The organism is Dokdonia sp. Hel_I_53, from assembly GCF_007827465.1.
GTDB lineage: Bacteria > Bacteroidota > Bacteroidia > Flavobacteriales > Flavobacteriaceae > Dokdonia.
Genome location: NZ_VISL01000001.1, coordinates 2625437 through 2649187 on the forward strand (window position 1 = coordinate 2625437; position 23751 = coordinate 2649187).

Genomic DNA, 23751 nt, shown 5'->3' on the forward strand with positions numbered 1-23751 from the left:
TTTAATGCATATAATAACAAGATCCAAACAGTATTGTTTGGATTTTTTTTTGGAGCAAAGGATTGTGGGGTACTAGTATGGGAGTATCCCGCTTTACGTTACAATTCCTCACGACGCCTCCGGCAGACCGCTGCGGGATTTTCACTACAATCGGGGCTATTAATGCAAGGCTAGGGTGACCCTAGTACCATAAGACAAGGAGTATATATTTAACAGTGAAATTTCTTCATTAAATGATTCTCAAAAACTTTGAAGAAGGTAGCACCTTCTTTTTGAAAGCCTAGCAATACAAGTTGAATTTTGAAATCTTACCTTTGCAACGTGAAAGCAGATAAAAAAGACATACGAAAGCTTACAAAAGAAGAATTAAGAGCATTTTTTGTCGCACAAGGTGATAAAGCATTTCGTGGTAATCAAGTATACGAGTGGCTCTGGCAAAAGGGTGCTCATGATTTTATTGATATGACTAATATCTCTAAAGAAACGCGCATACTTCTAGATGAACATTTTGTGATTAATCATATACGTGTTGACCAAATGCAACGTAGTAATGATGGTACTATCAAAAATGCGGTTAAACTGCACGACGGACTCGTTGTGGAATCTGTCTTGATTCCCACGGCAAAGCGCACTACAGCTTGTGTGTCTTCACAAGTGGGGTGTAGCCTTAATTGTAAATTTTGTGCTACAGCTCGTCTTAAACGCATGCGAAATCTTAATCCAGATGAGATTGTAGATCAAGTAGTGGTCATAGATCGTCAAAGCAAATTATATCATGACAGACCACTTTCAAATATTGTATTTATGGGAATGGGAGAACCACTCATGAATTACAACAATGTATTAAAAGCTATTGATAAAATTACAGATCCAGAAGGTCTAGGTATGTCACCCAAGCGTATCACGGTTTCTACTTCCGGGGTGCCTAAGATTATTAAGAAAATGGCAGATCAAGAGGTGAAATTTAACCTCGCGGTATCACTACACTCTGCTCTTGATGATGTGCGTACAGAAATAATGCCCTTTAATGAGCAAATGCCATTATCAGAATTAAAAGAAGCCCTTATTTACTGGTATGAAAAGACAGGTAAAAAGATTACCTATGAGTATGTGATTTGGGACGGTATTAATGATAGGCAAGTTGATATTATGGCATTATTAGATTTCTGTAAAGCAGTACCTAGTAAAGTTAACCTTATTGAATACAACCCTATAGATGATGGTCAATTTCAACAAGCAGATCCCGAAGCTATAGATAGATATGTTTCTGTATTAGAACGTAACGGTATTACCGTTACTGTAAGAAGATCTAGAGGAAAAGACATCGATGCGGCATGTGGTCAACTGGCTAATAAGCAATAACATAAACCTTAAGTATTAAGTATATTTACACGATGAAGGTAGTCTCACAGATTAAGGAACCCATTGCCTATGAAATGGAGCTTTTTGAAGAAAAGTTTGCCTTGTCTATGCGTTCTAAAGTTGCATTACTCAATCGTATTACCCATTATATTGTAAACAGAAAGGGAAAGCAAATGCGCCCTATGTTTGTATTCCTCACTGCAAAGATGTTAGGTAGTGGCGAGGTAAATGACCGCACCTACCGCGGAGCTTCTGTCATTGAGCTCATACATACAGCTAGTCTCGTACATGATGATGTAGTAGATGACAGCAATATGAGAAGAGGTTTCTTTTCACTTAACGCACTATGGAAAAATAAAATTGCTGTACTTGTAGGTGATTTTTTATTTTCAAAAGGATTACTGCTTTCAATTGATAATGGTGATACAGATTTATTACAGATTATTTCTGTTGCTGTTCGTGAGATTTCTGAAGGAGAACTTCTGCAGCTCGAAAAAGCTAGAAAACTAGATATTACAGAAGCACTTTATTACGAGATTATACGTCAGAAAACGGCTACACTTATTGCGGCCTGTTGTGCTATGGGTGCGCGAGCTGTACATAGCAAGGACGAAGATGTTAAAAAAATGCACACTTTTGGGGAGCTTATTGGAATGGCCTTTCAAATAAAAGATGATCTATTTGATTATGGTACAAGTAAAATAGGAAAGCCAACAGGAATAGATATTAAAGAGCAGAAAATGACATTACCTTTGATATATGTCCTTAATACTGTTTCTAAAAAAGATAAGGACTGGCTCATTAATAGTATAAAGAATAAAAATACTGACAAGAGACGTGTGAAAGAAGTAATTACATTTGTAAAAGAAAATGGCGGTCTTGAATACGCAGTAACAAAAATGAAATCTTTACAGATGGAAGCTTTAGAGCTCTTAATGACATATCCAAAGTCTAAATATAGAGATGCTCTAGAGCTCATGGTTAATTATGTAATTGATAGAAAAAAATAAAATACTCTTTCTATAACGTACCAACATAAAAAGCGGCCCTAATGAGTCCGCTTTTTATCTTCTATAATTTAGAATATTACTTACGCTCTTACAGGCCTGTTTAAAATAAGATCTAGATAGAGATTAATTTTGTCCTTGAGCTCTTGCCGTGGAGTGATAAAATCTAAGAAACCATGTTCTTGAACAAACTCTGCTGTTTGAAAACCATCAGGTAACTCCTTACCAGTTGTGTCGCGTACTACTCTTGGCCCTGCAAAACCTATCAAGGCTCCAGGTTCAGAAATATTAATATCTCCTAGCATTGCAAAGGATGCTGTAGTTCCTCCAGTGGTAGGGTCTGTACAAAGTGAGATGTATGGAATTCCAGCATCGGCAAGCTGGGCAAGCTTTGCACTTGTTTTTGCAAGTTGCATAAGCGATAAAGCAGCTTCCATCATACGTGCACCTCCAGATTTTGAGATAATCATAAAAGGAAGTTTGTTTTTTAGAGCATGATCTGCAGCACGGGCAATTTTTTCTCCCACAACACTACCCATAGAACCTCCTATAAATCTAAAGTCCATACAGGCTATCACAATATCTTCTCCCTTAGATTTTCCTACGGCAGTTCTAACAGCATCTTTTAAACCGGTCTTTGCCTGAGCATCCTTTAATCTATCTACATATTTCTTTTTGTCCTCAAACTTAAGAGGATCTTTAGAAGTAAGATTTGGATCTAGTTCTTCAAATTTGTTATCATCAAAGAGTATTTCAAAATATTCATTAGATCCTATTCTAACGTGATATCCATCCTCAGGGCTTATATAAAAGTTTTTTTCGAGCTCTTCTGTATCAATAATTTTTCCTGTAGGAGATTTATACCACAACCCTTTGGGTGTATCCTTCTTCTCTTCTGTAGGAGTATGTATTCCTTTTTCTTTACGTTTAAACCAAGCCATATCAGTATATGTTTGCATTAAGGGGGATTTATATGCTTTCGCGAAAGCGTTATTGAGTTAAAAATTCTCGCAAAAGCATCCTATTTAAATAATAACCAAAAATAAGCAAATCTCCTTACAACGTATCTACATTGTTTAAATCTTCAAAAGCCTTTTTTAAACGGTCTCCCATAGTGATCTCTGCCTTACGTAACCATACGCGAGGATCGTAATATTTTTTATTTGGTACATCGTCTCCTGTTGGGTTCCCAATTTGAGATTTTAAATAATCTGCATGTTCGTTGAAATAGTCTCGTATACCCTCAGCAGTGGCATATTGAAGATCTGTATCAATATTCATCTTGATAACCCCATAACTTATACCCTCTCTTATTTCTTCAAGAGTAGAACCACTCCCTCCGTGAAAGACAAAATCAATATGATTATGTTCTTTTCCGTACTTTTCTGAAATATATGTCTGTGAGTTTTTTAGAATCTTTGGAGTTAATTTTACATTACCAGGTTTGTAAACACCATGCACATTCCCAAATGCTGCAGCTATTGTAAATTGATCACTTACTTTGCTTAGTTCTTCGTATGCGTAAGCTACTTCCTCTGGCTGTGTGTATAACTTTGAATCATCTACATCTGTATTATCTACGCCGTCTTCCTCACCGCCTGTAATGCCTAGCTCAATTTCTAGCGTCATGTCCATTTTTGACATACGCTCTAGGTATGTTTTGCAAATTTCTATATTTTCTTCAATGGGCTCTTCACTAAGGTCAATCATATGAGAGCTGAAAAGGGAGTGACCATACTGCTTATAATATTCCTCACTCGCTTCTAATAATCCATCAATCCAAGGAAGTAATTTTTTTGCACAGTGGTCTGTATGTAATATCACGGTAGCTCCATAAGCTTTGGCTAGTTCGTGTACATGTTTAGCTCCAGCAACAGCTCCCGCTACAGCTGCACGTTGATTATCGTTATTTAAACCTTTACCAGCATTAAATTGTGCACCACCATTAGAAAATTGGATAATTACCGGGGCATTCAAGGTCGCAGCTGTTTCTAAGACTGTATTTATACTATTAGATCCAACAACATTTACAGCAGGAAGTGCAAAACCTTTTTCTTTTGCATAATTAAAAATTGCTTGTACTTCGTGTCCCGTAGCAACACCTGGCTTTATGGAATGTGACATTTTTTTGGTTTAAAAGTTATGAAGTAAAAATAACAATTATTACTGTGACATCCCATAATATATGCGGGTTAGTATGACAACGTTGTAGTAGATATACGCTTTCGCGAAAACGTACTCAGGGATTAAAATTTTATAATTAAAACCAAGGGAGGACACAGCAGTTGTAGAACTAGATTTGTTTATGCTTAAAAAGGGTAGTTAATTCCTACGTTATATACGGCATTAGAGAAGTTATAATCTCTGAACCATTTGTCACCATTGTCAAGAGCTGGATTATATGTTTTGAAGCCTATGTCAAAACGAAGGGCAAAAAAATCAAAATCCCAGCGCAACCCAAATCCTGTACCTATTGCAAGCTCTTCAAGACTTGATAACCCAGTAAATCGCGACGCTTCGTCTTCTACATTATCAAATACATTCCAGATGTTTCCTACATCAGTAAAAAGTGCTCCTTCTAAGGGTCCAATAAGATCAAAGCGATACTCCGCATTAAAAGCAAGCTTCATATTTGCTTCATTAAATTCGTTGGGACTGCCACTACTTCCTGGACCTAAGTCGTAGGGCCTCCAAGCCCTGTTATCATTGGATCCTCCTCCAAAGAAACTTCTTATGAAAGGAATACTATTAGAATTTCCGTAAGGAATTGCAATCCCTCCAAAGGCTCTTATTGCTATAATATTATTATCTCCCAAATCCCAGTGGCGGGCATAATCTAGCTCTGTCTTTACGTATTGGGAATATGTAACTCCAAATATTCTTCTACCAGTACTTCCAGTATCTTCATTATTAGTGAGATTCCCTGCTAGTGCGAGTACATTTCCTGCAAATTCTATTTTTGTTCTAAAACGACTAAAGGTCTCGTCAAAGATATTTTCTCTATTGTCAAAGGTATGACTCACACTTAAGGCTACTATTAAGTTGTCTTCCGTTAAGCGTTCTTGTCGCTCTGCTATGGCTTGTATGTCGTTAACTTGTGTGTTTGTAAAACCAGTTGTAGCTCCATTGTCTACTGCATTGATGAACGCTTCTGCTCCATTAGGTATACTTAGCCTTAAACCGCCATCTGCAGTCGTTGTAAAAAACGAAGGATCTACATTTGCCTGGTTATTTATAGCAAATCTATTGAGATCATTATACGTATTTCGGTAGATGTTAAAGTAGTTGTTTGGGTTGAGGTTTCTTACATATTGAGCATCTATGAGATTCACGTTAAATGACCTTTTCCAAGATGGACTCCAATTATATTTTAAACCACCAGTTACGGTCTGCTTATCCAGACCTATGTTTTTTTGGATACCAATACCTACATTCACTCGGGTATTGGGTTGCCACTCTGCAGGAATTATTTTTTTAGTATTAATTGGAAAAAATATTCTAGGGAAGGTGAGTCTAGCGTCTGCACCTATTTCTGAAATATTAAAAAAACTATCATCAGGGTTTGAGGCATCATCAGAAGCACCCAAGCTTCCACGACCTGAAAGCTCCAAGGTTTCAGCTCCTCTAAAAATATTTCGTATCAAAAGCGATCCAAAGCCAGCAATTCCAAAATCTTGAATATTTGAGGTAGATACATCAAAATCTGCTCTTAACTTATATTTTTCTAATGGTGTAAGGCGTATGCTCGCTACTAGATCTGTTCGAGTGCTATCTTGAGGGTCTTCGTTATATTGAATACTTGGGTATTTGAAAGTTCCTAAAAGACTTAGTCTGCTCAATGTTTGAACTCGGTCTGTATCTTTATAAATGGATCCAGGTTCTAATGGTATGATATCTGTGAGTGCTTTAGGTCTATAGTGTATTTTATCGTAAGCGTAGAGGTTGTACCCATCTGTAATAAGAGAGTCTTTAAATATTTGATCTCTATTGCTATAGTTATAGTCTGTGATAATATTCACTTTTGATACTTTGTGAACTTTATAAGGGCGATCATATACAGAATCACTAATGGTCTCTTTACGGTTGCTTATGATATAATCTAAGTTTGCTTTATTGTTTGTATTAACTGTATCCCCTATGATGCTAATAGCATTAGACTCAAAATGGTACATCCCGTTATTTCGAAACAAACTTGTAATTCTTTCTGTTTCTGCATTAATAGTTGCAGTTGTATAACGATTACCAGGTCTTAATAAAGATTTATCCTTATGTACATAGTAAATGGAATCTGCTACTGCGGAAGGTATAATGGGGATTAAAGAGTCTAAAAGATAGGGTTTGTTTTTTTCAACAAGATAATTTACAACAGCACGTTGATTGCTGTCACGAACTATTTTGTAATCTACAGCAGCGTTAAAATACCCGTTGTTTACATAATAAGCTGTAAGTCTATTAGCGCTTTTTTGAGTTATTTCTTCTGTGACAATCGCTGGGGCTTCACCAGTTGTTTTTATAGCCTCATTAAAATTTTTTTTAAATTTTCTTGAAGCTTCTACTTGTTTTTCAGAAAGAAGTTTCTCCCAGAAAGTAACTTTTCCAGCGCTTGCAACACGCTGTTGATTTAATATAGAGTCAATATTAGGTCGAGCTAGGTTGTAAATGTAAAGTCGTAAAGGAATATTGAGTAAGGGAAGTCTCGAATTAGGTTTTTGATATAAAAAATTATAAAGACGAGAGTCGCTTACCTTTTCTCCATTTTCATAAATAGTATTTTCGGTAAGTAAATAACCATCATCAGGTACCCGCTTTGTGGCATCACAGGCAGATAGAAATACTGCCACTAGCAGAAATAGTGATATTTTTGTAAACGGAGTTCTCAACAGGGCTTCTTCACAGTTTCAAAAGTACATTTAAATCGTGGTAAGCAAAAATACAATCAAACGAATAACGAGTTTAGGTCAAAAAAAGTACCGTAATCGAGAAGGTATCTTTGTTGCCGAAGGTATTAAAGTCATTACAGAGCTACTTCAATCTACTTTCTTGCTTAAAGAGTTGTATGTGGAAGATGAAAACGCTTTCGCGAAAGCGATCACAAAAAAAGAAGCGTCCAAAATTTTTAAAGCAACTCATACAGAATTAAAGAAACTAAGCTTTTTAAAGACCCCACAAAAAGCAGTTGCAGTTTTTAATATTCCCAAAGAAAGTATAATTGACAGAGGAGGTATTACGGTGGTAATTGACGATGTACGAGATCCAGGTAATTTAGGTACTATAATAAGACTCTGTGATTGGTTTGGTATTAAACAATTGATCTGTTCACCACAAACGGTAGATTGCTTTAATCCCAAGGTGGTGCAAGCAACTATGGGGTCGCTTACTAGAGTTCATATTATTTATACTAATTTAGAGGAGTATCTAAAAGAAGAGCATAGAACTATTTATGGAACTTTTATGGATGGAACAAACATCTATCAATGCACTCTTGAAAAAGAAGGAGTGCTTATTATGGGTAATGAAGCAAATGGAATTTCTTCAACAATAGAACACTATATCAATAGTAGAATAGCCATTCCAAGGTTTGGTGTTCAACAAGCGACAGAAAGTTTGAACGTAGCCACTGCAGCAGCCATTAGTTTAAGTGAATTTAAACGATAGAAGTTTTAGCTTGCTATTGGAAAGTAAAGTTTAAGAACACCCCACGAGATTGCATTCTATTTATATTTCCAGTCCACGGGCTGTTAGGTCTATTATCTCTTACAAGTTCGTCGCCAGTGGCAAAAACACCTTTAATACTAGGAGTAAATTTGAAGTAATAAAGGAAAAAGTCCATCCCTATACCTAACTCATAAAAAAAAGGTTTAGATGTAGTTCTAAATTTTCCAGCAAAATTGTCATCTGGATTGTCCTCATTACTAGAAAGATTAATTGCTGTCGCCACGCCCAGTGATACAAAAGGCTTAATGTTGTTAAGTCGTTTAGTGTTAATTCTCAAAAGTAAAGGGGCATAAATGTACGTAGATGGAACTTCTCTAAAGAGATCAGACTCTTTCTCAAAACGTGGATCAGGTGCGTACATTAAATTGCGTTGAGTGTATACAAGACCAGGTTCTGTTCTTAAGTCAAAATAATCAGATAATCTTAAATTACCTATAAGACCTACATTAAACCCTATAGTGCGTTCTACCTGAATATCTTCCTGTTGCTCTTGATAATCAAAATTATAATCAAGAGAATTTATGCCAAAGTAATAGCCCCATGACAGAGGTTTTTTATCAAAATTTTGGTTGTTTTGAACCCGAGGCTTTGTAAGCCACTGGCCATGTACAGTACTAAAAGAGAATAATAAAAGAAGTACAACAATAGTGGTGCGCATATGATTATTTTGTGGCTGTATAAATAGTTGCTACGCCAAAGGTTTGTGGTTTGTCTTGCACGTCTTTAAACCCAATTTTACGCAAAATATTGTTGAGTGCCTCACCAAAAGGAAATGCAATGGCACTTTCACTTAGGTAACCATAAGCTTTTTTGTCTTTAGAAAACAGTTTTCCAACTGCGGGTAAAATGACTTTAGAATGAAAGTTATAGCCTTGCTTAAAAGGCGTTCTAGTAGGTACAGAAGTTTCTAAAATTATAAAAACACCTCCTGGTTTAAGGACTCTCAAAATTTCAGAAAGGCCTTTTTCTAAATTCTCAAAATTTCGAACTCCAAAGGCGACCGTGACCGCGTCAAAACTATTATCATCAAATGGCATCTCTTCACTATCTGCTTGTATCATTTCGATACGACTGTCAAGATTTTTCGCTTTTATTTTTTTTCTACCTACGGAAAGCATCCCTTCAGATATGTCAAGACCCACCAGTTTTGTTGCGTCTGTGCTTGCCATATTTATGATGAGATCTCCTGTTCCCGTAGCAATATCTAAAATAGATTCAGGATCTGTATCTGCAACCAGCTGTACTACTTTATTTCGCCACTTTACATCTATCCCAAAAGAGATGACTCTATTTAAACCATCGTATTCACCAGAAATCGTATCAAACATTTTCTCGACCTGTTGCTTTTTTGACTTGTCAGAAGATTTATAAGGGGTTACCTTTTTAGTCATCACTATTTTTTTTGTAAATATACTACTTTCAAATAATGAGTCTTAATTTGCATATCACAAGATTTGAGCTAGTAACTTCTCAAATGAAGGCATTGCGATCAGATTAGAACTGTAAATATTCAATTATTCGCTTTCGCGAAAGCGAATACATACAAAGTCTCACATTCTTTTATATAGACTGGTAGATGTGCTATCTTTGTGTGCATTTTCTAGTAAATTTTTTATGAAAATAATCATTGCAGGAGCAGGGGAGGTAGGTTTTCACCTAGCGAAACTACTCTCATACGAGTCACAAGACATAACCCTCATTGATATAGATCGAGAGAATCTAGCCTATGCAGATACGCATCTAGATATCAGAACTATTAAAGGGGATGCTACTTCTATTTCGATTCTCCAAGACTCACGTGTAAACGGTGTTGATCTTCTTATAGCTGTGACAGCAAGTGAGACTACTAATATCACGGTGTGTGTGCTTGCAAAGCAATTAGGTGCGCAGCGTACGATTGCTCGAATCTCAAATACTGAGTTTATAGAACATAAAGAATTAGCAGGTTTTAAAAAGTTTGGTATAGATGAGCTCATTTCTCCAGAGAGTTTAGCAGCTGGTGAAATTGAGTTACTTCTTAATCAAAGCGGATTTACAGATAGTTTTGAGTTTGAGAATGGTGCTTTGACTATGGTTGGGACTACTTTATCGAGAACTGCCTCATTTGTAGGTAAAAGTGTAAAAGAGGCTGCAAAGATTTTTCCAGAACTACATTTTATGCCTATCGCAATACAGCGCGAGGGCACGCAATATACACTTATCCCACGAGGAGACACTGTATTTAAAGAGGGAGATCATATCTACTTTGTAACTGTTGCGGGTGGTGTGGAAGAAATATATAAGCTTACAGGGAAAGTACGTCAGAAAATCAAAAACGTAATGATCCTAGGCGGTAGTAATATTGGTTCAAAAACTGCAAAAGACCTTTGCGGTAATAAATTTAACGTGAAGCTTGTAGAGAAAAATAGAGATAAAGCAATTGATCTTGCAGATATGCTACCAAGAGCGTTAGTTATTAATGGTGATGGACGTAACGTTGAGCTGCTCGATGAAGAAAATATACACGATATGGACGCTTTTATCTCTGTAACGGGAGATAGTGAAACAAATATTATGTCTTGCTTAGTAGCTAAGTCAAAAGGAGTGCAAAAAACCATTGCTCTTGTAGAGAATATGGATTACTTCCAGCTTTCACAAAGTATAGGTATAGATACACTAATTAATAAAAAGCTACTTGCGGCAAATAATATATTTAGATATATACGCAAGGGAGAGGTTGTTGCGATGACAAAGCTCAACAATATGAATGCAGAGTTGCTAGAGTTTATTGTAAAAAAGAACTCTGAAGTAGAAGGTAAACTTATAAGAGATATAGACTTCCCCAGATCTGCAACTATCGCTGGTGTTGTACGTAATGAAGAGGGGCTTATAGCGCTTGGAGATTTTAAAATTGTGGCTGGAGATCGAGTGGTTGTTTGTTGCTTACCTAGATCTATTAAAAAGGTAGAAGAAATGTTTATCTAACTGTTCATGCCAAAACTTAATTACAAGATAATATTTCACCTTATGGGCTTGCTATTGCTCGTCAATGGTGGTTTTATGCTTATTGCTGCTTTTGTAAGCTTTATTACAAAAGATGGTGTGGGGCTTGAAGTATCTGCTGCGGCCTTAATTACTGCCTTTGTTGGTGTGTCACTCATGTTTTTGACTAGGGGGCACGAAAAAGAAGTTAAAAAGCGAGAGGGATACATTATTGTGACTTTTGGATGGTTATTCATGTCTCTTAGTGGGATGTTGCCTTATTTGTTCTCTGGCGCAATTCCAACACTAGCAAATGCTTTTTTTGAAACCATAAGTGGCTATACTACAACAGGTGCAACCATATTAACAGAGATAGAAGCGCTTCCTAAAAGTATTCTTTTTTGGAGGTCTACAACACACTGGATAGGCGGTATGGGTATTATTGTACTTGCGATAGCTATTTTACCGCTATTGGGTATAGGTGGGATGCAACTTTTTGCAGCAGAGGCGCCAGGGCCTAGTGCAGATAAACTACACCCTCGTATAACCGATACTGCTAAGCGCCTTTGGCTCATTTATTTTGGGTTTACGATACTTGAAACTATATTTTTAAAACTGGCAGGGATGTCATTTTTTGATGCTGCAAATCATGCAATGAGTACGCTATCTACAGGTGGTTTTTCTACAAAAAATGCCAGTGTAGCTCATTGGAACGACAAACCACTTATACAATATATTATCATATTTTTCATGCTGCTAGCGGGTACAAATTTTGTACTAAGTTATTTTGCTTTTAAAGGCAGAATTCAGCGTATTCTAAAAGACGAAGAATTTCGTTTATACATGTCATTTGTGATAGGGTTTTCTATAATTGCAGCAACGGTTATGTATTTAAATGCAGATTTCACGCTCTCTAGCATAGACCATCCTATGGTATTAGGAAGAGCAGAAAGTGCTATAAGACACGGGCTTTTTCAAGTACTAGCGGTGATTACTACCACAGGATTTGTAACGGCAGATTATACAATGTGGACACCATTTCTAACTATTATCTTTTTCGGTTTAATGTTTCTGGGAGGCTCAGCTGGGTCAACTTCTGGAGGTATAAAAGTAGTAAGGCATTTGCTTACTATCCGGAATGCCTTTGTAGAGTTTAAACGTACGTTACATCCTAATGCGATCTTGCCTGTACGTTATAATACTAGATCTGTAGATCGATCTATTATTTACAATATACTAGCATTTTTCATATTGTATATGTTATCCTGGATCGTAGGTGCTAGTGTTCTAGGGTCTTTAGGGCTAGATTTTAGGACTGCATTAGGGGGTGCGGCTTCTGCTTTAGGTAATGTAGGTCCAGCTTTTGGAAGCTTAGGACCTGTAGATAATTATGGCTGGCTACCTGTAGGAGCAAAATGGTGGATGGCATTTTTAATGCTTATAGGACGCCTAGAGCTTTTTACTGTTCTTATTTTATTAACCCCATTTTTTTGGCGTAATAGATGATTATGGACAACACTTCATATGACCTTGTAATTATTGGCGGAGGGCCCATAGGTATCGCTTGTGGTATAGAGGCACAAAAAAAAGATTTAAAGTATGTAATTCTTGAGAAAGGGGTATTGGTAAACGCGCTTTATAACTTTCCAGAAAACATGACCTTCTTTAGTACTTCAGAATTGTTAGAGATTGGAGAGGTTCCCTTCGTATCAGACAGAGATAAGCCTACACGTAAGGAATCGTTAGAATATTATCGTCGGGTTCAAGAAACTTACAATTTAAATATTAGTCTATATACAGAGGTGTTGAAAATGACTCCTAAAGAAGAAGGTTACACTATAGTAACTGGTAAGGGTGACGCTTTCGCAAAAGCGGTAATTGTTGCAACAGGCTTTTATGATACCCCTAGAGAACTAAAAATACCAGGAGCAAATCTTCCAAAGGTGAAATATTTTTATGACAGTCCACATCCTTATGTGGGCCAGAAAATAGTTATCATAGGCGCTGCAAACTCTGCCTGTGATGTAGCGCTAGAAACCTACTACAAAGGCGCAGAGGTAACTATGGTAGTGCGTGGTGCTGGAATTAATGAACGTACAAAATATTGGATAAAGCCTAATATTGAAAATCGAATCAAGGAAGGTGCTATAGCTGCTCACTTTAATTCACAAGTGACAAGTATTTCAAAGGAGAATGTTACAGTAAACACTCTAAATGGTGAGATTGTAATAGAAAATGATTTCGTGCTCGCTATGATAGGCTATAAGCCTAATTATACACTCTTTAAGAATATCGGGTTACCCATTGATGATGATGAGTTTAGAACACCTATCTTCAATGAGGAAACGTTAGAAACACCTTTGCCTAATGTTTTTATTGCGGGAGTTGCCGCAGGCGGACTAAAAACGAGCCGGTTTTTTATTGAAAATACTCGAATCCACGCAGAAATGATTCTAAATCATCTAGAAAAAAAGTTAAAAAAGTAGAAGTGCGCTTTCGCGAAAGCGTAAACTTATATTTCCAATAGAATTGATATAGTAATAAAATGAAAAAAATAGTACTGCTCTTATTACTCTGTATCTCTACTAAAGGTTTTGCTCAAAACACCTTAGAAATCAATGGAAAACGCGATTTCTCTATAGGTGAAATAGTGACTGTCCATTCTGAGATCTTACAGGAAGAGCGAGCGTTAAATATTTATCTTCCTAAAGGATATAATGATAGTGGAGATAAAAAATATCCAGTCATATATTTATTAGATGGTTCTTTAGAAGAAGATATCATACATATCGCTGGGCTTGTGCAATTTTGTTCTTTTTCTTGGATAAATATCATTCCAGAATCTATTGTGGTAGGTATTTCAAATATAGATCGAAAAAGAGATTTTACATTCCCTACAAAGAATAAGCAAGACAAAGCTGATTTTCCAACTGCAGGAGGATCTGATAAATTTATTAAATTTATAGAAAGAGAACTGCAGCCCACTATAATAGAGAATTACAGAGTGAGCGAGACATCCACTATAATAGGACAATCCCTTGGAGGCCTTCTAACAACAGAAGTATTATTAACTAGACCGTCGCTCTTTACAAATTATATAATAATTAGTCCGAGTCTATGGTGGGATGATGAGTCATTATTAACTAGACCTATACAAGAATTAAAACTTCCTGGAAGTGTATATGTTGGGGTTGGTAAGGAAGGAGAAATCATGGAGCGTACCGCGAAGGGCTTATTTGAAAAGATTTTAAAATATAGCAGCACTGAAAAAATACATTTTAACTCTTTTGAAAAACAAACACATGGCGACGCATTACATCTTGCGGTGTATGATGCCTTTGAAAAAATCTTTAATAAAAATCAGAATTAAGCATATATTGCTTTATTAGCACTTAAATACCTATGGCTTTACGACAAATAACGAACACTATATTAATGATTCGTCCAGTTCAATTTCGTATGAATGAACAAACGGCGGTAAATAATTACTTTCAAGAAGATATTTCTATTGCAAATGCAGAGATAAATAACAAAGCCCAAGAAGAGTTTGATGTATTTGTATCAAAACTGCGTACTGCGGGTGTCAATGTGATTGTAGAGAATGATGATGAGAAGGGAAATACACCAGACTCTGTATTTCCTAACAACTGGGTTTCTTTTCACGAAAATGGAAATGTAGCTATTTATCCTATGTTTGCGGAGAACCGTCGTAAAGAACGCCGAGATGAAGTTTTTATCCGTTTAGAGAAAGAGGGCTTTCAAATTAAAAATATTATAGATTATACTGCAGCAGAGGATGAAGGAGTTTTTTTAGAAGGTACTGGGAGTATTTTGATGGATCGTCAAAATGAAAGAGCTTACTGTGCACTTTCAGATAGAGCAGATGAAGGTTTATTTATAGAATTTTGTGAGGATTTTGAGTATACGCCTGTAGTTTTTACAGCAAATCAAACTGTTGAGGGGGAGCGACTAGCTATTTATCACACAAATGTAATGATGTGCCTTGCTGAAAATTTTTGTGTAATCTGTTTAGATACGATTGACGATAAAAAGGAACGTAAAAACGTATTAAAACATCTCAAGGAGACTGGTAAGGAAATCATTACTATTACAGAACAGCAAATGCATCAATTTGCTGGAAATATGTTACAAGTTTTAACGGCTTCTAATGAGAAATTACTAGTGATGAGTGCAGCAGCACATAAAAGTCTCACTAAGGATCAAATTCAAAAGATTGAAAAGTATTGTGAGATTTTAAGTAGCGACCTTACGACCATCGAAACTTGCGGAGGAGGAAGTGCTAGGTGTATGATGGCAGAAGTTTTTCTTCCAAAAAAATAATTTTATTCAACAAATGCTTTCTAGAAAAACAAAATACGGACTTAAGGCACTGACCTACATTGCAAAGCAGCCTGCAGATGAAATTGTACTCATTCAAGAAATTGCAGATGCCGAAAATATATCCAAAAAGTTTCTAGAAAGCATTTTATTATCTATCCGTAAGGCTGGTTTTTTAGGAAGTAAAAAAGGTAAAGGGGGTGGGTATTATATGATCAAAGACCCAGCTCAAATAAAAATGGCAACAATCATTAGAATATTAGAAGGCCCTATTGCACTACTGCCTTGTGTGAGTCTTAATTTTTACGAGCATTGTGAAGATTGTCCTACTGAAGATGAGTGTAGTATTCACAATCTAATGGTAGAAGTACGTGATCAAACATTGAAGGTATTAGAAAATAAAACGCTAGCAGATATCATCTAAGGAGAGTTTAGGTATATTTCTTTGTTGCTATATTACGTATCATTCCACCGAATATAAAGTAATGAAACGGAAGCATGCTATACCAATAGATCCTGCCAAATAATCCCCTGGGACGAAAGGTAGCTGTCTGATAGAGAATATTATCCTCATCTATTGTGAACTCTAACCAGGCTTCTCCAGGAACGCGCATCTCTGCAAAAAGGAGTAAGCGAGGCTCTTCTTTATTTGATAATAAAACGCGCCAAAAATCTAAGACATCACCAGTATAAATTCTGTCTGGATGCGTGCGGCCTCTTCTTAAACCTACACCGCCAAATAGTTTGTCTATATAACCTCTAATTTTCCACATCCAGTCTCCGTAATACCATCCTCGTTCTCCTCCTATAGCCCATATATTCTCAATGGCTAGCTCTTTATTTTTCAATTGTATCTTTTGAGTGTCTTTCAAACAGCCAAATTTTGGAACCTGAATGTAGTCATCCAGATTTACTTTTATACGACCACTTACAAGACTATCTTTCCAAGAGCTTGCAACTTGATTTTGTTCAATTTTGGCGAAAGCCAACTTTATAGCTGCATTGTAAGATATGGGTGTTATTTTTAGTAAATCTTGTAATCTGTTATCACGAGAGATCACCTCTACCTTCATGCTATCAACTAGATTTAGTGCAAGTTTATAGGATGTAGAGGTTATAAAATAGAGCCAGTACGAAGATAATTTTGGACTCATTACAGGTAATGTAACAATATAGAGTTTAAGATTACGCACCTTAGCATAATGTTGCATCATTTCTTTGTAGGTAAGTATGTCAGGGCCTCCTATGTCAAAATCATCATTATATGTTTTCTCATTACCAAGCACGCCTATCAAATAGTGCATTACATCACGTATGGCTATGGGCTGGCATTTTGTTTGCACCCATTTAGGTGTAATCATTATGGGAAGTTTCTCACAGAGATCTCTTATAATCTCAAAGGAGGAACTTCCTGAGCCCACAATTATTCCAGCACGTAAGACAGTAACGGCTGCTTTGCCTTTGTTTAAGGTGTTTTCTACATTTTGTCTAGATCTTAAATGCTTACTTAAATTTTCTTCATTTGCAATACCTCCAAGATAGATGACCTGCTTGCATTGTGTGTTTTTAAGATAGGTGTTGAAATGAACTGCAGATTTTTCTTCTTTTGTATCAAAATCTGTGGTAGAAGAACTCATAGAATGCAATAAATAATAAGCTGCATCGATATCTTGTGGTATTTTTGAGATATCTGGTGTATCTAAGAAGTCAATTTCTACAATCTCAATTTGCTCTCTTATTTTTTTACTTACAGAAAGCCTAGCGGCATCTCGTACTACGCAAACTACATCATGATCTGCCTCCAGTAATAGGGGTAGTAATCGCATCCCTATATATCCATTTGCGCCTGTAAGTAAAATTTTCATGAGTACAATGTATGTATAGTTAAAGATTGTTGAAGTTAAAATGCCGTTAACTTACATATGATTCAATTTTGTCGTAGCTTACCACATCTAAACTAGCAAATATGTTAAAGAATATTCTTATTGTCGTAGGTATTGTACTAGTCGCTTTTGGACTTTATAATGCATTTGTCCCACAGCAAATTCTTAATTTTGGACCTTTAGAAGTATCTGCAAAAGAGGGGTTGTCTAATGAAAGTTTACTGCTTATTGTGCTAGGAGTTGTGGCTGTCATAGCAGGTGTATTCTTAGGTAAGAAAAATTCATAATACCAATTGCTTTAAAGCTCATCTATATTTGTAGAAGTTTGCTTTGCTTTCTCGGCTAAGATGCGTTTTATAAAATTGTGTATTTTTTTATCGCTTGGTTTTGCCTCAATTTTTATAAAGTAAGTGTCACGATAAATACTGTATTCTTCTGCACGTCCTTTGTATAGCTTTAGCTTCCAGTAAGGGATTATAAGTGCATAGCTATCTAGTAAAGCTCTAAATCCTACAATAATCCCATTGGGTCGCAACTCGATATTACATTTATTGCGATACTTGTCAAGAGCAAGAAAATTCTGAATTTGTATACTTGATTCAGTGATATTGAGGTGTCCTATACCAATGCCTCCTTGCTTGATCCGTTCTCTTAGGCCAAAGGCAGGGCCTACCTCTGTATCAATCTTCCGTTTGATTTCTCGATTATTATAAGATACGTTTAGTAGCATTTTTTCTTTTAAAGATACTAGTTTAGGAGCGTTTGGGCTGTGTAGACTTTCATTTTTCACATATCTTTGTGCCTTTGTTAGGGGGTGTTTTATGCTTTCGCGAAAGCGTACTCAATCCTTATAGCATTAATTATAAAAAAAATATATGTCTTTACAAACTACCATTGAAGCTCACGTAAAAAATGCTATTGCAGAAATATTTAATGCAGATTTGCCTTCTGTAGAATTTCAAGCCACACGTAAAGAATTTGAGGGAGACATCACAGTTGTGGTTTTCCCAATGTTACGTGTGGTAAAAGGAAACCCTGTTCAAATAGGAACTCAAATAGGGGAGTATCTCGTTGAAAATGTTTCAGAAATTACAGCATTTAATGTGGTAAAAGGATTTTTAAATCTGGTCATTGCAGATACATACTACAATACAGATTTTAAAAATATTGTAAAAACAGCCGATTACGGAAAAGTTGCCGAACATGGCAAGGCAGTGATGATCGAATATTCATCACCCAATACTAATAAACCCCTACACCTAGGGCACGTGCGTAATGTGTTGCTCGGTTATTCTGTATCAGAAATTATAAAAGCAGCTGGATCAAAAGTGTATAAAACGCAGATTATTAACGATCGTGGGATACATATTTGTAAGTCTATGCTTGCTTGGGAGCGCTTCGGTAATGGTGAGACACCTGCTTCTACTGGATTGAAAGGTGATAAGTTGGTGGGAAACTATTACGTAAAATTTGACCAAGAATATAAAAAAGAAGTAGCTCAATTAGTGGCCCAAGGAAAAATTGAAGAAGAAGCAAAAAAGGAAGCGCCACTTTTACTCGAAGCACAAGAAATGCTGCGCAAATGGGAAGCCGGAGATGCTGAGGTGGTTGCGCTTTGGGAAAAAATGAACCAGTGGGTCTATGACGGATTTGAAGTCACCTATAAAAATATTGGAGTAGATTTTGACAGTTATTATTACGAAAGTAATACTTACTTATTAGGAAAGGATATTATCGCCGAGGGGTTAGAACGAGGTGTGTTTGAGAAAGACCCGGATGGTTCTGTATGGTGTAACCTTACAGATGATGGTCTGGATCGTAAAATTGTAATGCGCTCTGACGGGACAGCGGTATACATGACGCAGGATATTGGAACAGCTATCCAGCGCGTAAAAGACCACCCAGATGTTGGCGGAATGATTTATACGGTGGGTAACGAGCAAGATTACCACTTCCAAGTGTTATTTTTAATTTTAAAGAAATTAGGCTACGACTGGGCAGAAAATTTATTTCATCTAAGTTATGGAATGGTAGATCTTCCTTCTGGAAAAATGAAATCTAGAGAAGGAACAGTAGTAGATGCAGACGATCTAATTAACGAGGTGGCGGAGACCGCAGGAGCCATCTCAGAAGAGTTAGGAAAGCTTGATGGCTATTCTAAAGAGGAAAAACAAAAGCTTTATAAAACGATAGGTTTAGGTGCTTTGAAATATTATATTTTAAAGGTAGATCCTAAGAAACGAATTTTGTTTGACCCTAAAGAATCGGTAGATTTTCAAGGTAATACCGGACCATTTATTCAATATACGTATGCGCGTATTCAGTCAATTTTGCGTAAAGCAAAAGAGATGAATATTGAAACTGCTATTGAATCAGAAAGAGTGTTGCATCCTAAAGAAAAGGAACTCCTGAAGTTACTACAAGAGTACCCGGCAACAATACAACTTGCTGCAGCTCAAAAAAGCCCAGCAATTATTGCAAACTATACCTATGATATTGTAAAAGAGTACAATTCATTCTTTCAGCAAGTACAAATTTTAGGTACTGAGAATGTAGATGATCAGTCTTTTCGTGTAGAGTTAAGCGCCCAGGTTGGAAAAGTAATTAAAAGTGCATTTAGCTTATTAGGCATAGAAGTGCCAGAACGTATGTAGAAGATCTGTGCTGCTTAACGCAGCACAATTTTTTTTACAACTTCTCTTCCTAACTCTTCATTTATCATAGAGAGGATTTTGTCTTTTCCATAAGAGAGTTCTTCCCTAAAAACGGAGGAACTGAGGTTTACAAAAAGAGTTTCTCTATCAAAGCGTATGGAAGTCGTGTAGGTTTCAAAAGCTGGATTCAAAGCAAACCATGCTTTTGATACATCAACTTTATCGATGCCCTTGCTCAATTTGTTTTTTTGAACAAACTCACCTAGAGCTGTACTAATGGATATAGGATCTGTATTGCGCTTTGCCATTATTCTAGTGCTAACGGTTTGTATTTTCTGTACGTATAGATGATGCCAGCCTCATTAATGAGAACAAGTTCTTCTTTTGTGGCCTTCTTTACGATTTCTATCCAAGTATCGAGTGCAGTAGAATATTGAAGTTTAAAAAGACCATCCTCTTCAATTACGTCAATGTTCTCACTTGAGTTTGAGGTGACAAATTCCCCTAGCGCATTAGGTTGTACTTTTTTACGTATGCCCTTGCCATTAGGGTTGATCTCAAAGAAATCAATATTCTGGCTTATAGTAAATGCTTTTACCTCACCTGCTTCATTCTCAATTTCTGCGATCTCCCAATACCCGTTTATATTCGATATTTTTTGATCTTTAGACTGGGAGCAAGCCAGTAGAAATGGTAAAACTAAAAAGAATAAATATTTCACGAGATTGGTAATTTAAGTGTATAAAGATACTAGCTTAGGATCTATTACCTAAATGAAAAAGCTCATAACTCTGATGGATTTTTTTTACGACCTCTTCTGTACGTTCAGCATGAGTATCACTTATAAATAGCTGGCCAAAATCGTTAGTGTTTACCAGTTCAATAATATGTTGTACTCGATTTTCGTCTAACTTATCAAAGATATCATCCAGTAGTAATAAAGGCGTAGTACCACTTTCCTCTTTAATAAAATCAAACTGTGCAAGCTTAAGTGCAATCAAATAAGATTTTTGTTGTCCTTGACTACCAAATTTCTTTACGGGATGACCATTAATTTCAAACTGCAGGTCATCTTTATGAATCCCAACACTTGTGTACTGTAATCCTCGATCTTTATTAATGGCATTGGTGAGTAAATGCTGCAATGGCATTTTATGTAAAGCACTATCGTAAGTAAGTGATACAGCTTCTGTGTTTCCACTTATGGCTGCATATCGCTCTTGAAATATAGGAGTAAATCTTTCTAGGAATTTTCTTCTTTTTTCAAAAATAGGAGTGCCAAATCCTTCAAGCTGTTCGTTATAAACGGCTATAGAATCTGCATTAAATGTATTATTTGCAGCAAAATATTTTAATAATGCATTACGCTGGGAGAGTATTTTTGTGTAGCCTAGTAGGTTAGAGAGATAGCTCTTATCACTTTGTGAAATAACGCCATCAATAAACTTTCGGCGTGTGTCACTTCCTTCGGTAATAAGATCTCTATCTGCAGGGGAAATGATTACTAAGGGTAAAAAGCCAATGTGGTCTGCAAATCTATCGTAGATTTTAGCATTGCGTTTAATGATTTTTTTTTGCCCTTTTTTTGCGCTTACTACAACTCTTTCTTCTCGTTCGTTTTTGTTATAGACCCCATCTAAAACAAAGAAGTCTGCGTCGTGATTGATGTTTTGGCTTGTGACTGGATTAAAATAGCTCTTCCCAAAGGACAAATGATAGATAGCATCGAGCACATTGGTCTTTCCTACGCCATTATTACCGACAAAACAATTAATCTTTGCATCAAAGGTGAAACCTTGTGATTCAAAATTTTTATAGTTTATAAGAGAGAGAGATTTTAAGATCATAGGGTGAGGTAAGTGTAGGTACGCTTTCGCGAAAGCGCACAAACTCCAATACATAAGACTTAGGACGACTTCAAAATTAAGCAATAAATTCCCTTTCATAATTCAATAAATATTATATTTTTGCCCGACTAACAAAATTCGAATATGGCTACATATAATAAGAGAGGGTATAAACCAAAAACAAAACCTGAAAAGGAAGATGTTGAAGAGTTTATTGATGATAGCGAGAGCACAACAGCAGAGGTTTTTGGATCGCTAGATGAAGGAGCAAATAAAGCAGAAGAGTGGTTTGAAAAAAATCAAAAACCAGTAATAGGAGTAATTATTGCTGCCCTTGTAATCGCACTTTTATATTTAGGGTATACCAAGTTTATAGTAGAACCTAATGAGACTGAAGCTGCAAATGAGCTTGTAGTAGCACAAGAGAGTTTTACAACAGCACTTGAGTCTACAAATACTTCTGTTAAAGATTCGCTGTATATGGTGGCTCTTGAAGGTAGAAATGGTAAATATGGACTCTTGGATGTGGCAGAAAATTACGGAAGTACACCTTCTGGAAATCTTGCCCACTACTACGCAGGAATGTCATACTTAGAGATTAAAGAATACCAAAACGCAATCTCACATTTACAAGACTTCTCTAGTGATGATGATATCTTAGCGCCACTTGCAAAAGGAGCAATTGGTGATGCTTTTATGCAGTTAGGGCAAGCAGAAGAGGCTTATGACTATTATGAGGATGCAGCATCTATCAGTGTAAACACCTTTACAACACCACGCTTTTTATTCAAAGCTGGAATAACAGCAATAGACCTTGGTAATAATGATGCTGCTGTAAAGCATTTGTCACGTATTAAAGATGAGTTTAGCACGTCTGAGTATGCGAGCCAGGTAGACCTTTACTTAGGTCGTGCGCAAGCAGGAAAATAAATTATTAGCAGGTGAGACCGTTAATGGTGTAGCGAAACTTATAACCTGTTACATTCATAAAAAACAATTAGTATGGCAACAGTAGGGAACAATCTCTCAGCTTATGACAAAACAACAATCCCAAACTCGAAAGATTTCAAGTTTGGGATTGTTGTTTCTGAGTGGAACGAGGAAATCACAGAAGGATTATGGCAAGGGGCTTTTGATGCTTTAAAAGACTGTGGAGCCATTAATGAAAACATCGTACGATGGAATGTGCCAGGTGCATTTGAGCTCATTTATGGAGCAAAAAAAATGACACAAGCTTATGATATGCTCGACGCTGTTATCGTTATAGGAACAGTTATTCAAGGTGAGACAAAACACTTTGATTTTGTTTGTGAAGGGGTGACTCAAGGAATAAAAGATTTGAACGTACAGCAAGATATTCCTGTGATTTTTTGTGTGCTAACAGATAACAATATAGAGCAATCTCGTGCTCGAAGTGGAGGAGTGCATGGGAACAAAGGTACTGAAGCAGCTATTGCAGCCATTAAGATGGCACAACTACGTAAAGACGCTCGTTTTTAAATTGCCTAGCTGCTTATGGTAGGAATACGTAAAAGATACGCTTTCGCGAAAGCGTGCCTGCTTTTATTTAGTTTTGCCTTTGTACGTTTTTTATAAACATATATCACCAAAACATTCTTTTAATAGATCCCTAGGACATGATATTCGGTATGCTTTTTGGATACGATATTGTATCTTTGAAACAACAGTATTATGGGAATAGTAAAACGCACAAATAAGAAGTACGACTACCAGCCTCGCTATTATAAGAGCGATAAAGAAGGGAGTCCGTTTAAGATAGAAGGTCGCTTTGATGAGCAACGTAAAACACTCACCTACGGCGGCGGATTGAAAACACGGTTTCTTACAGCTTGGGATGAATTACAAGAAAGTAAAAAAGGGGGTTACAATCGAACTATCATATTTATTTTCTTAGTACTCTTGTTACTTTTTTTGTGGATAATAGATTTTGATCTTTCCATTTTTACCGCTCCTTCTTATTGAT

24 protein-coding genes are annotated in these 23751 nt (G+C 36.4%); 14 read left to right on the plus strand and 10 right to left on the minus strand.

Annotated features, from left to right (window positions below; all coding sequences use genetic code 11):
- Positions 1 to 321: 321 nt before the first annotated feature.
- Together rlmN and OD90_RS11745 are read left to right on the plus strand one after the other, a co-directional pair.
- Positions 322 to 1362 (plus strand): 23S rRNA (adenine(2503)-C(2))-methyltransferase RlmN, encoded by a 1041-nt coding sequence (gene rlmN / locus OD90_RS11740; protein ID WP_144669356.1) that lies wholly within the window; start codon positions 322 to 324, stop codon positions 1360 to 1362.
- A 32-nt stretch (positions 1363 to 1394) separates the two neighbouring features.
- Positions 1395 to 2372: a polyprenyl synthetase family protein gene (locus OD90_RS11745; protein ID WP_144669357.1), complete on the plus strand. Its 978-nt coding sequence runs from the start codon at positions 1395 to 1397 to the stop codon at positions 2370 to 2372.
- Between the two features lie 80 nt (positions 2373 to 2452).
- Here the strand turns inward: OD90_RS11745 and accD are convergent, their stop codons facing one another.
- The 3 genes from accD to OD90_RS11760 form a co-directional block, all read right to left on the minus strand.
- Entirely contained in the window at positions 2453 to 3310 is an 858-nt protein-coding gene (gene accD, locus OD90_RS11750) for an acetyl-CoA carboxylase, carboxyltransferase subunit beta (RefSeq protein ID WP_144669701.1), read from the minus strand.
- Positions 3311 to 3425: 115 nt separating this feature from the next.
- On the minus strand, positions 3426 to 4493 hold the full coding sequence (gene fbaA / locus OD90_RS11755; RefSeq protein WP_144669358.1) for a class II fructose-bisphosphate aldolase: 1068 nt from the start codon (positions 4491 to 4493) through the stop codon (positions 3426 to 3428).
- 185 nt (positions 4494 to 4678) lie between these two features.
- A complete protein-coding gene (locus OD90_RS11760; RefSeq protein WP_261374504.1) occupies positions 4679 to 7210 on the minus strand; it encodes an outer membrane protein assembly factor in 2532 nt (843 codons plus the stop codon).
- 76 nt (positions 7211 to 7286) lie between these two features.
- On the opposite strand from OD90_RS11760, the gene OD90_RS11765 reads away from it, so the two are divergent.
- Positions 7287 to 8024 (plus strand): TrmH family RNA methyltransferase, encoded by a 738-nt coding sequence (locus tag OD90_RS11765; RefSeq protein ID WP_144669360.1) that lies wholly within the window; start codon positions 7287 to 7289, stop codon positions 8022 to 8024.
- 13 nt (positions 8025 to 8037) lie between these two features.
- On the opposite strand, the gene OD90_RS11770 is transcribed toward OD90_RS11765, so the two are convergent.
- Together OD90_RS11770 and ubiE are read right to left on the minus strand one after the other, a co-directional pair.
- A complete protein-coding gene (locus OD90_RS11770) occupies positions 8038 to 8742 on the minus strand; it encodes a porin family protein (RefSeq protein WP_144669361.1) in 705 nt (234 codons plus the stop codon).
- A 4-nt stretch (positions 8743 to 8746) separates the two neighbouring features.
- On the minus strand, positions 8747 to 9475 hold the full coding sequence (gene ubiE / locus OD90_RS11775) for a bifunctional demethylmenaquinone methyltransferase/2-methoxy-6-polyprenyl-1,4-benzoquinol methylase UbiE (RefSeq protein ID WP_144669362.1): 729 nt from the start codon (positions 9473 to 9475) through the stop codon (positions 8747 to 8749).
- 223 nt (positions 9476 to 9698) lie between these two features.
- Here ubiE and trkA point away from each other — a divergent pair, with 223 nt between their 5' ends.
- The 6 genes from trkA to OD90_RS11805 all read left to right on the plus strand — a co-directional run bounded on the left by trkA (position 9699) and on the right by OD90_RS11805 (position 15807).
- Positions 9699 to 11048, plus strand: a complete 1350-nt coding sequence (gene trkA, locus OD90_RS11780; protein WP_144669363.1) for a Trk system potassium transporter TrkA — start codon at positions 9699 to 9701, stop codon at positions 11046 to 11048.
- Between the two features lie 6 nt (positions 11049 to 11054).
- Positions 11055 to 12551, plus strand: a complete 1497-nt coding sequence (locus tag OD90_RS11785) for a TrkH family potassium uptake protein (RefSeq protein ID WP_144669364.1) — start codon at positions 11055 to 11057, stop codon at positions 12549 to 12551.
- Positions 12552 to 12553: 2 nt separating this feature from the next.
- Positions 12554 to 13531, plus strand: coding sequence for a YpdA family putative bacillithiol disulfide reductase (locus OD90_RS11790; protein WP_186434758.1), 978 nt, complete (start codon positions 12554 to 12556; stop codon positions 13529 to 13531).
- Positions 13532 to 13590: 59 nt separating this feature from the next.
- Entirely contained in the window at positions 13591 to 14415 is an 825-nt protein-coding gene (locus OD90_RS11795; protein WP_144669365.1) for an alpha/beta hydrolase, read from the plus strand.
- Positions 14416 to 14480: 65 nt separating this feature from the next.
- Complete coding sequence (gene ctlX / locus OD90_RS11800; RefSeq protein WP_261374506.1) at positions 14481 to 15386, plus strand: citrulline utilization hydrolase CtlX; 906 nt, start codon at positions 14481 to 14483, stop codon at positions 15384 to 15386.
- A gap of 13 nt (positions 15387 to 15399) precedes the next feature.
- On the plus strand, positions 15400 to 15807 hold the full coding sequence (locus OD90_RS11805) for an RrF2 family transcriptional regulator (RefSeq protein WP_144669367.1): 408 nt from the start codon (positions 15400 to 15402) through the stop codon (positions 15805 to 15807).
- A 7-nt stretch (positions 15808 to 15814) separates the two neighbouring features.
- Here OD90_RS11805 and OD90_RS11810 read toward each other — a convergent pair whose 3' ends face one another.
- Complete coding sequence (locus OD90_RS11810) at positions 15815 to 17248, minus strand: SDR family oxidoreductase (protein ID WP_144669368.1); 1434 nt, start codon at positions 17246 to 17248, stop codon at positions 15815 to 15817.
- Positions 17249 to 17349: 101 nt separating this feature from the next.
- Here OD90_RS11810 and OD90_RS11815 point away from each other — a divergent pair, with 101 nt between their 5' ends.
- Positions 17350 to 17553: a hypothetical protein gene (locus tag OD90_RS11815; RefSeq protein ID WP_144669369.1), complete on the plus strand. Its 204-nt coding sequence runs from the start codon at positions 17350 to 17352 to the stop codon at positions 17551 to 17553.
- Positions 17554 to 17564: 11 nt separating this feature from the next.
- Here OD90_RS11815 and OD90_RS11820 read toward each other — a convergent pair whose 3' ends face one another.
- Positions 17565 to 17996: a hypothetical protein gene (locus OD90_RS11820; RefSeq protein WP_144669370.1), complete on the minus strand. Its 432-nt coding sequence runs from the start codon at positions 17994 to 17996 to the stop codon at positions 17565 to 17567.
- A 145-nt stretch (positions 17997 to 18141) separates the two neighbouring features.
- Between OD90_RS11820 and argS the strand changes: the two genes are divergently transcribed.
- The gene (argS, locus tag OD90_RS11825; RefSeq protein ID WP_144669371.1) at positions 18142 to 19920 is read left to right on the plus strand and encodes an arginine--tRNA ligase; all 1779 of its coding nucleotides are present in this window, start codon (positions 18142 to 18144) and stop codon (positions 19918 to 19920) included.
- Positions 19921 to 19934: 14 nt separating this feature from the next.
- Here the strand turns inward: argS and OD90_RS11830 are convergent, their stop codons facing one another.
- From OD90_RS11830 to recF, 3 genes are read right to left on the minus strand one after another with little or no spacing between them, the layout of a single operon-like run.
- Positions 19935 to 20228, minus strand: coding sequence for a DUF721 domain-containing protein (locus OD90_RS11830; protein WP_144669372.1), 294 nt, complete (start codon positions 20226 to 20228; stop codon positions 19935 to 19937).
- Positions 20228 to 20641, minus strand: a complete 414-nt coding sequence (locus OD90_RS11835; protein ID WP_144669373.1) for a hypothetical protein — start codon at positions 20639 to 20641, stop codon at positions 20228 to 20230. Before OD90_RS11835 ends, OD90_RS11830 begins: the two co-directional genes overlap by 1 nt.
- A 34-nt stretch (positions 20642 to 20675) precedes the next feature.
- Positions 20676 to 21767 (minus strand): DNA replication/repair protein RecF, encoded by a 1092-nt coding sequence (gene recF / locus OD90_RS11840; protein WP_144669703.1) that lies wholly within the window; start codon positions 21765 to 21767, stop codon positions 20676 to 20678.
- Between the two features lie 144 nt (positions 21768 to 21911).
- Between recF and OD90_RS11845 the strand changes: the two genes are divergently transcribed.
- From OD90_RS11845 to OD90_RS11855, 3 genes are all read left to right on the plus strand, one after another.
- Positions 21912 to 22697 (plus strand): tetratricopeptide repeat protein, encoded by a 786-nt coding sequence (locus OD90_RS11845; RefSeq protein WP_144669374.1) that lies wholly within the window; start codon positions 21912 to 21914, stop codon positions 22695 to 22697.
- A gap of 72 nt (positions 22698 to 22769) precedes the next feature.
- Entirely contained in the window at positions 22770 to 23267 is a 498-nt protein-coding gene (gene ribH, locus OD90_RS11850; protein ID WP_144669375.1) for a 6,7-dimethyl-8-ribityllumazine synthase, read from the plus strand.
- Between the two features lie 192 nt (positions 23268 to 23459).
- Complete coding sequence (locus OD90_RS11855) at positions 23460 to 23750, plus strand: riboflavin synthase subunit beta (RefSeq protein WP_144669376.1); 291 nt, start codon at positions 23460 to 23462, stop codon at positions 23748 to 23750.
- Position 23751 lies beyond the last annotated feature (1 nt).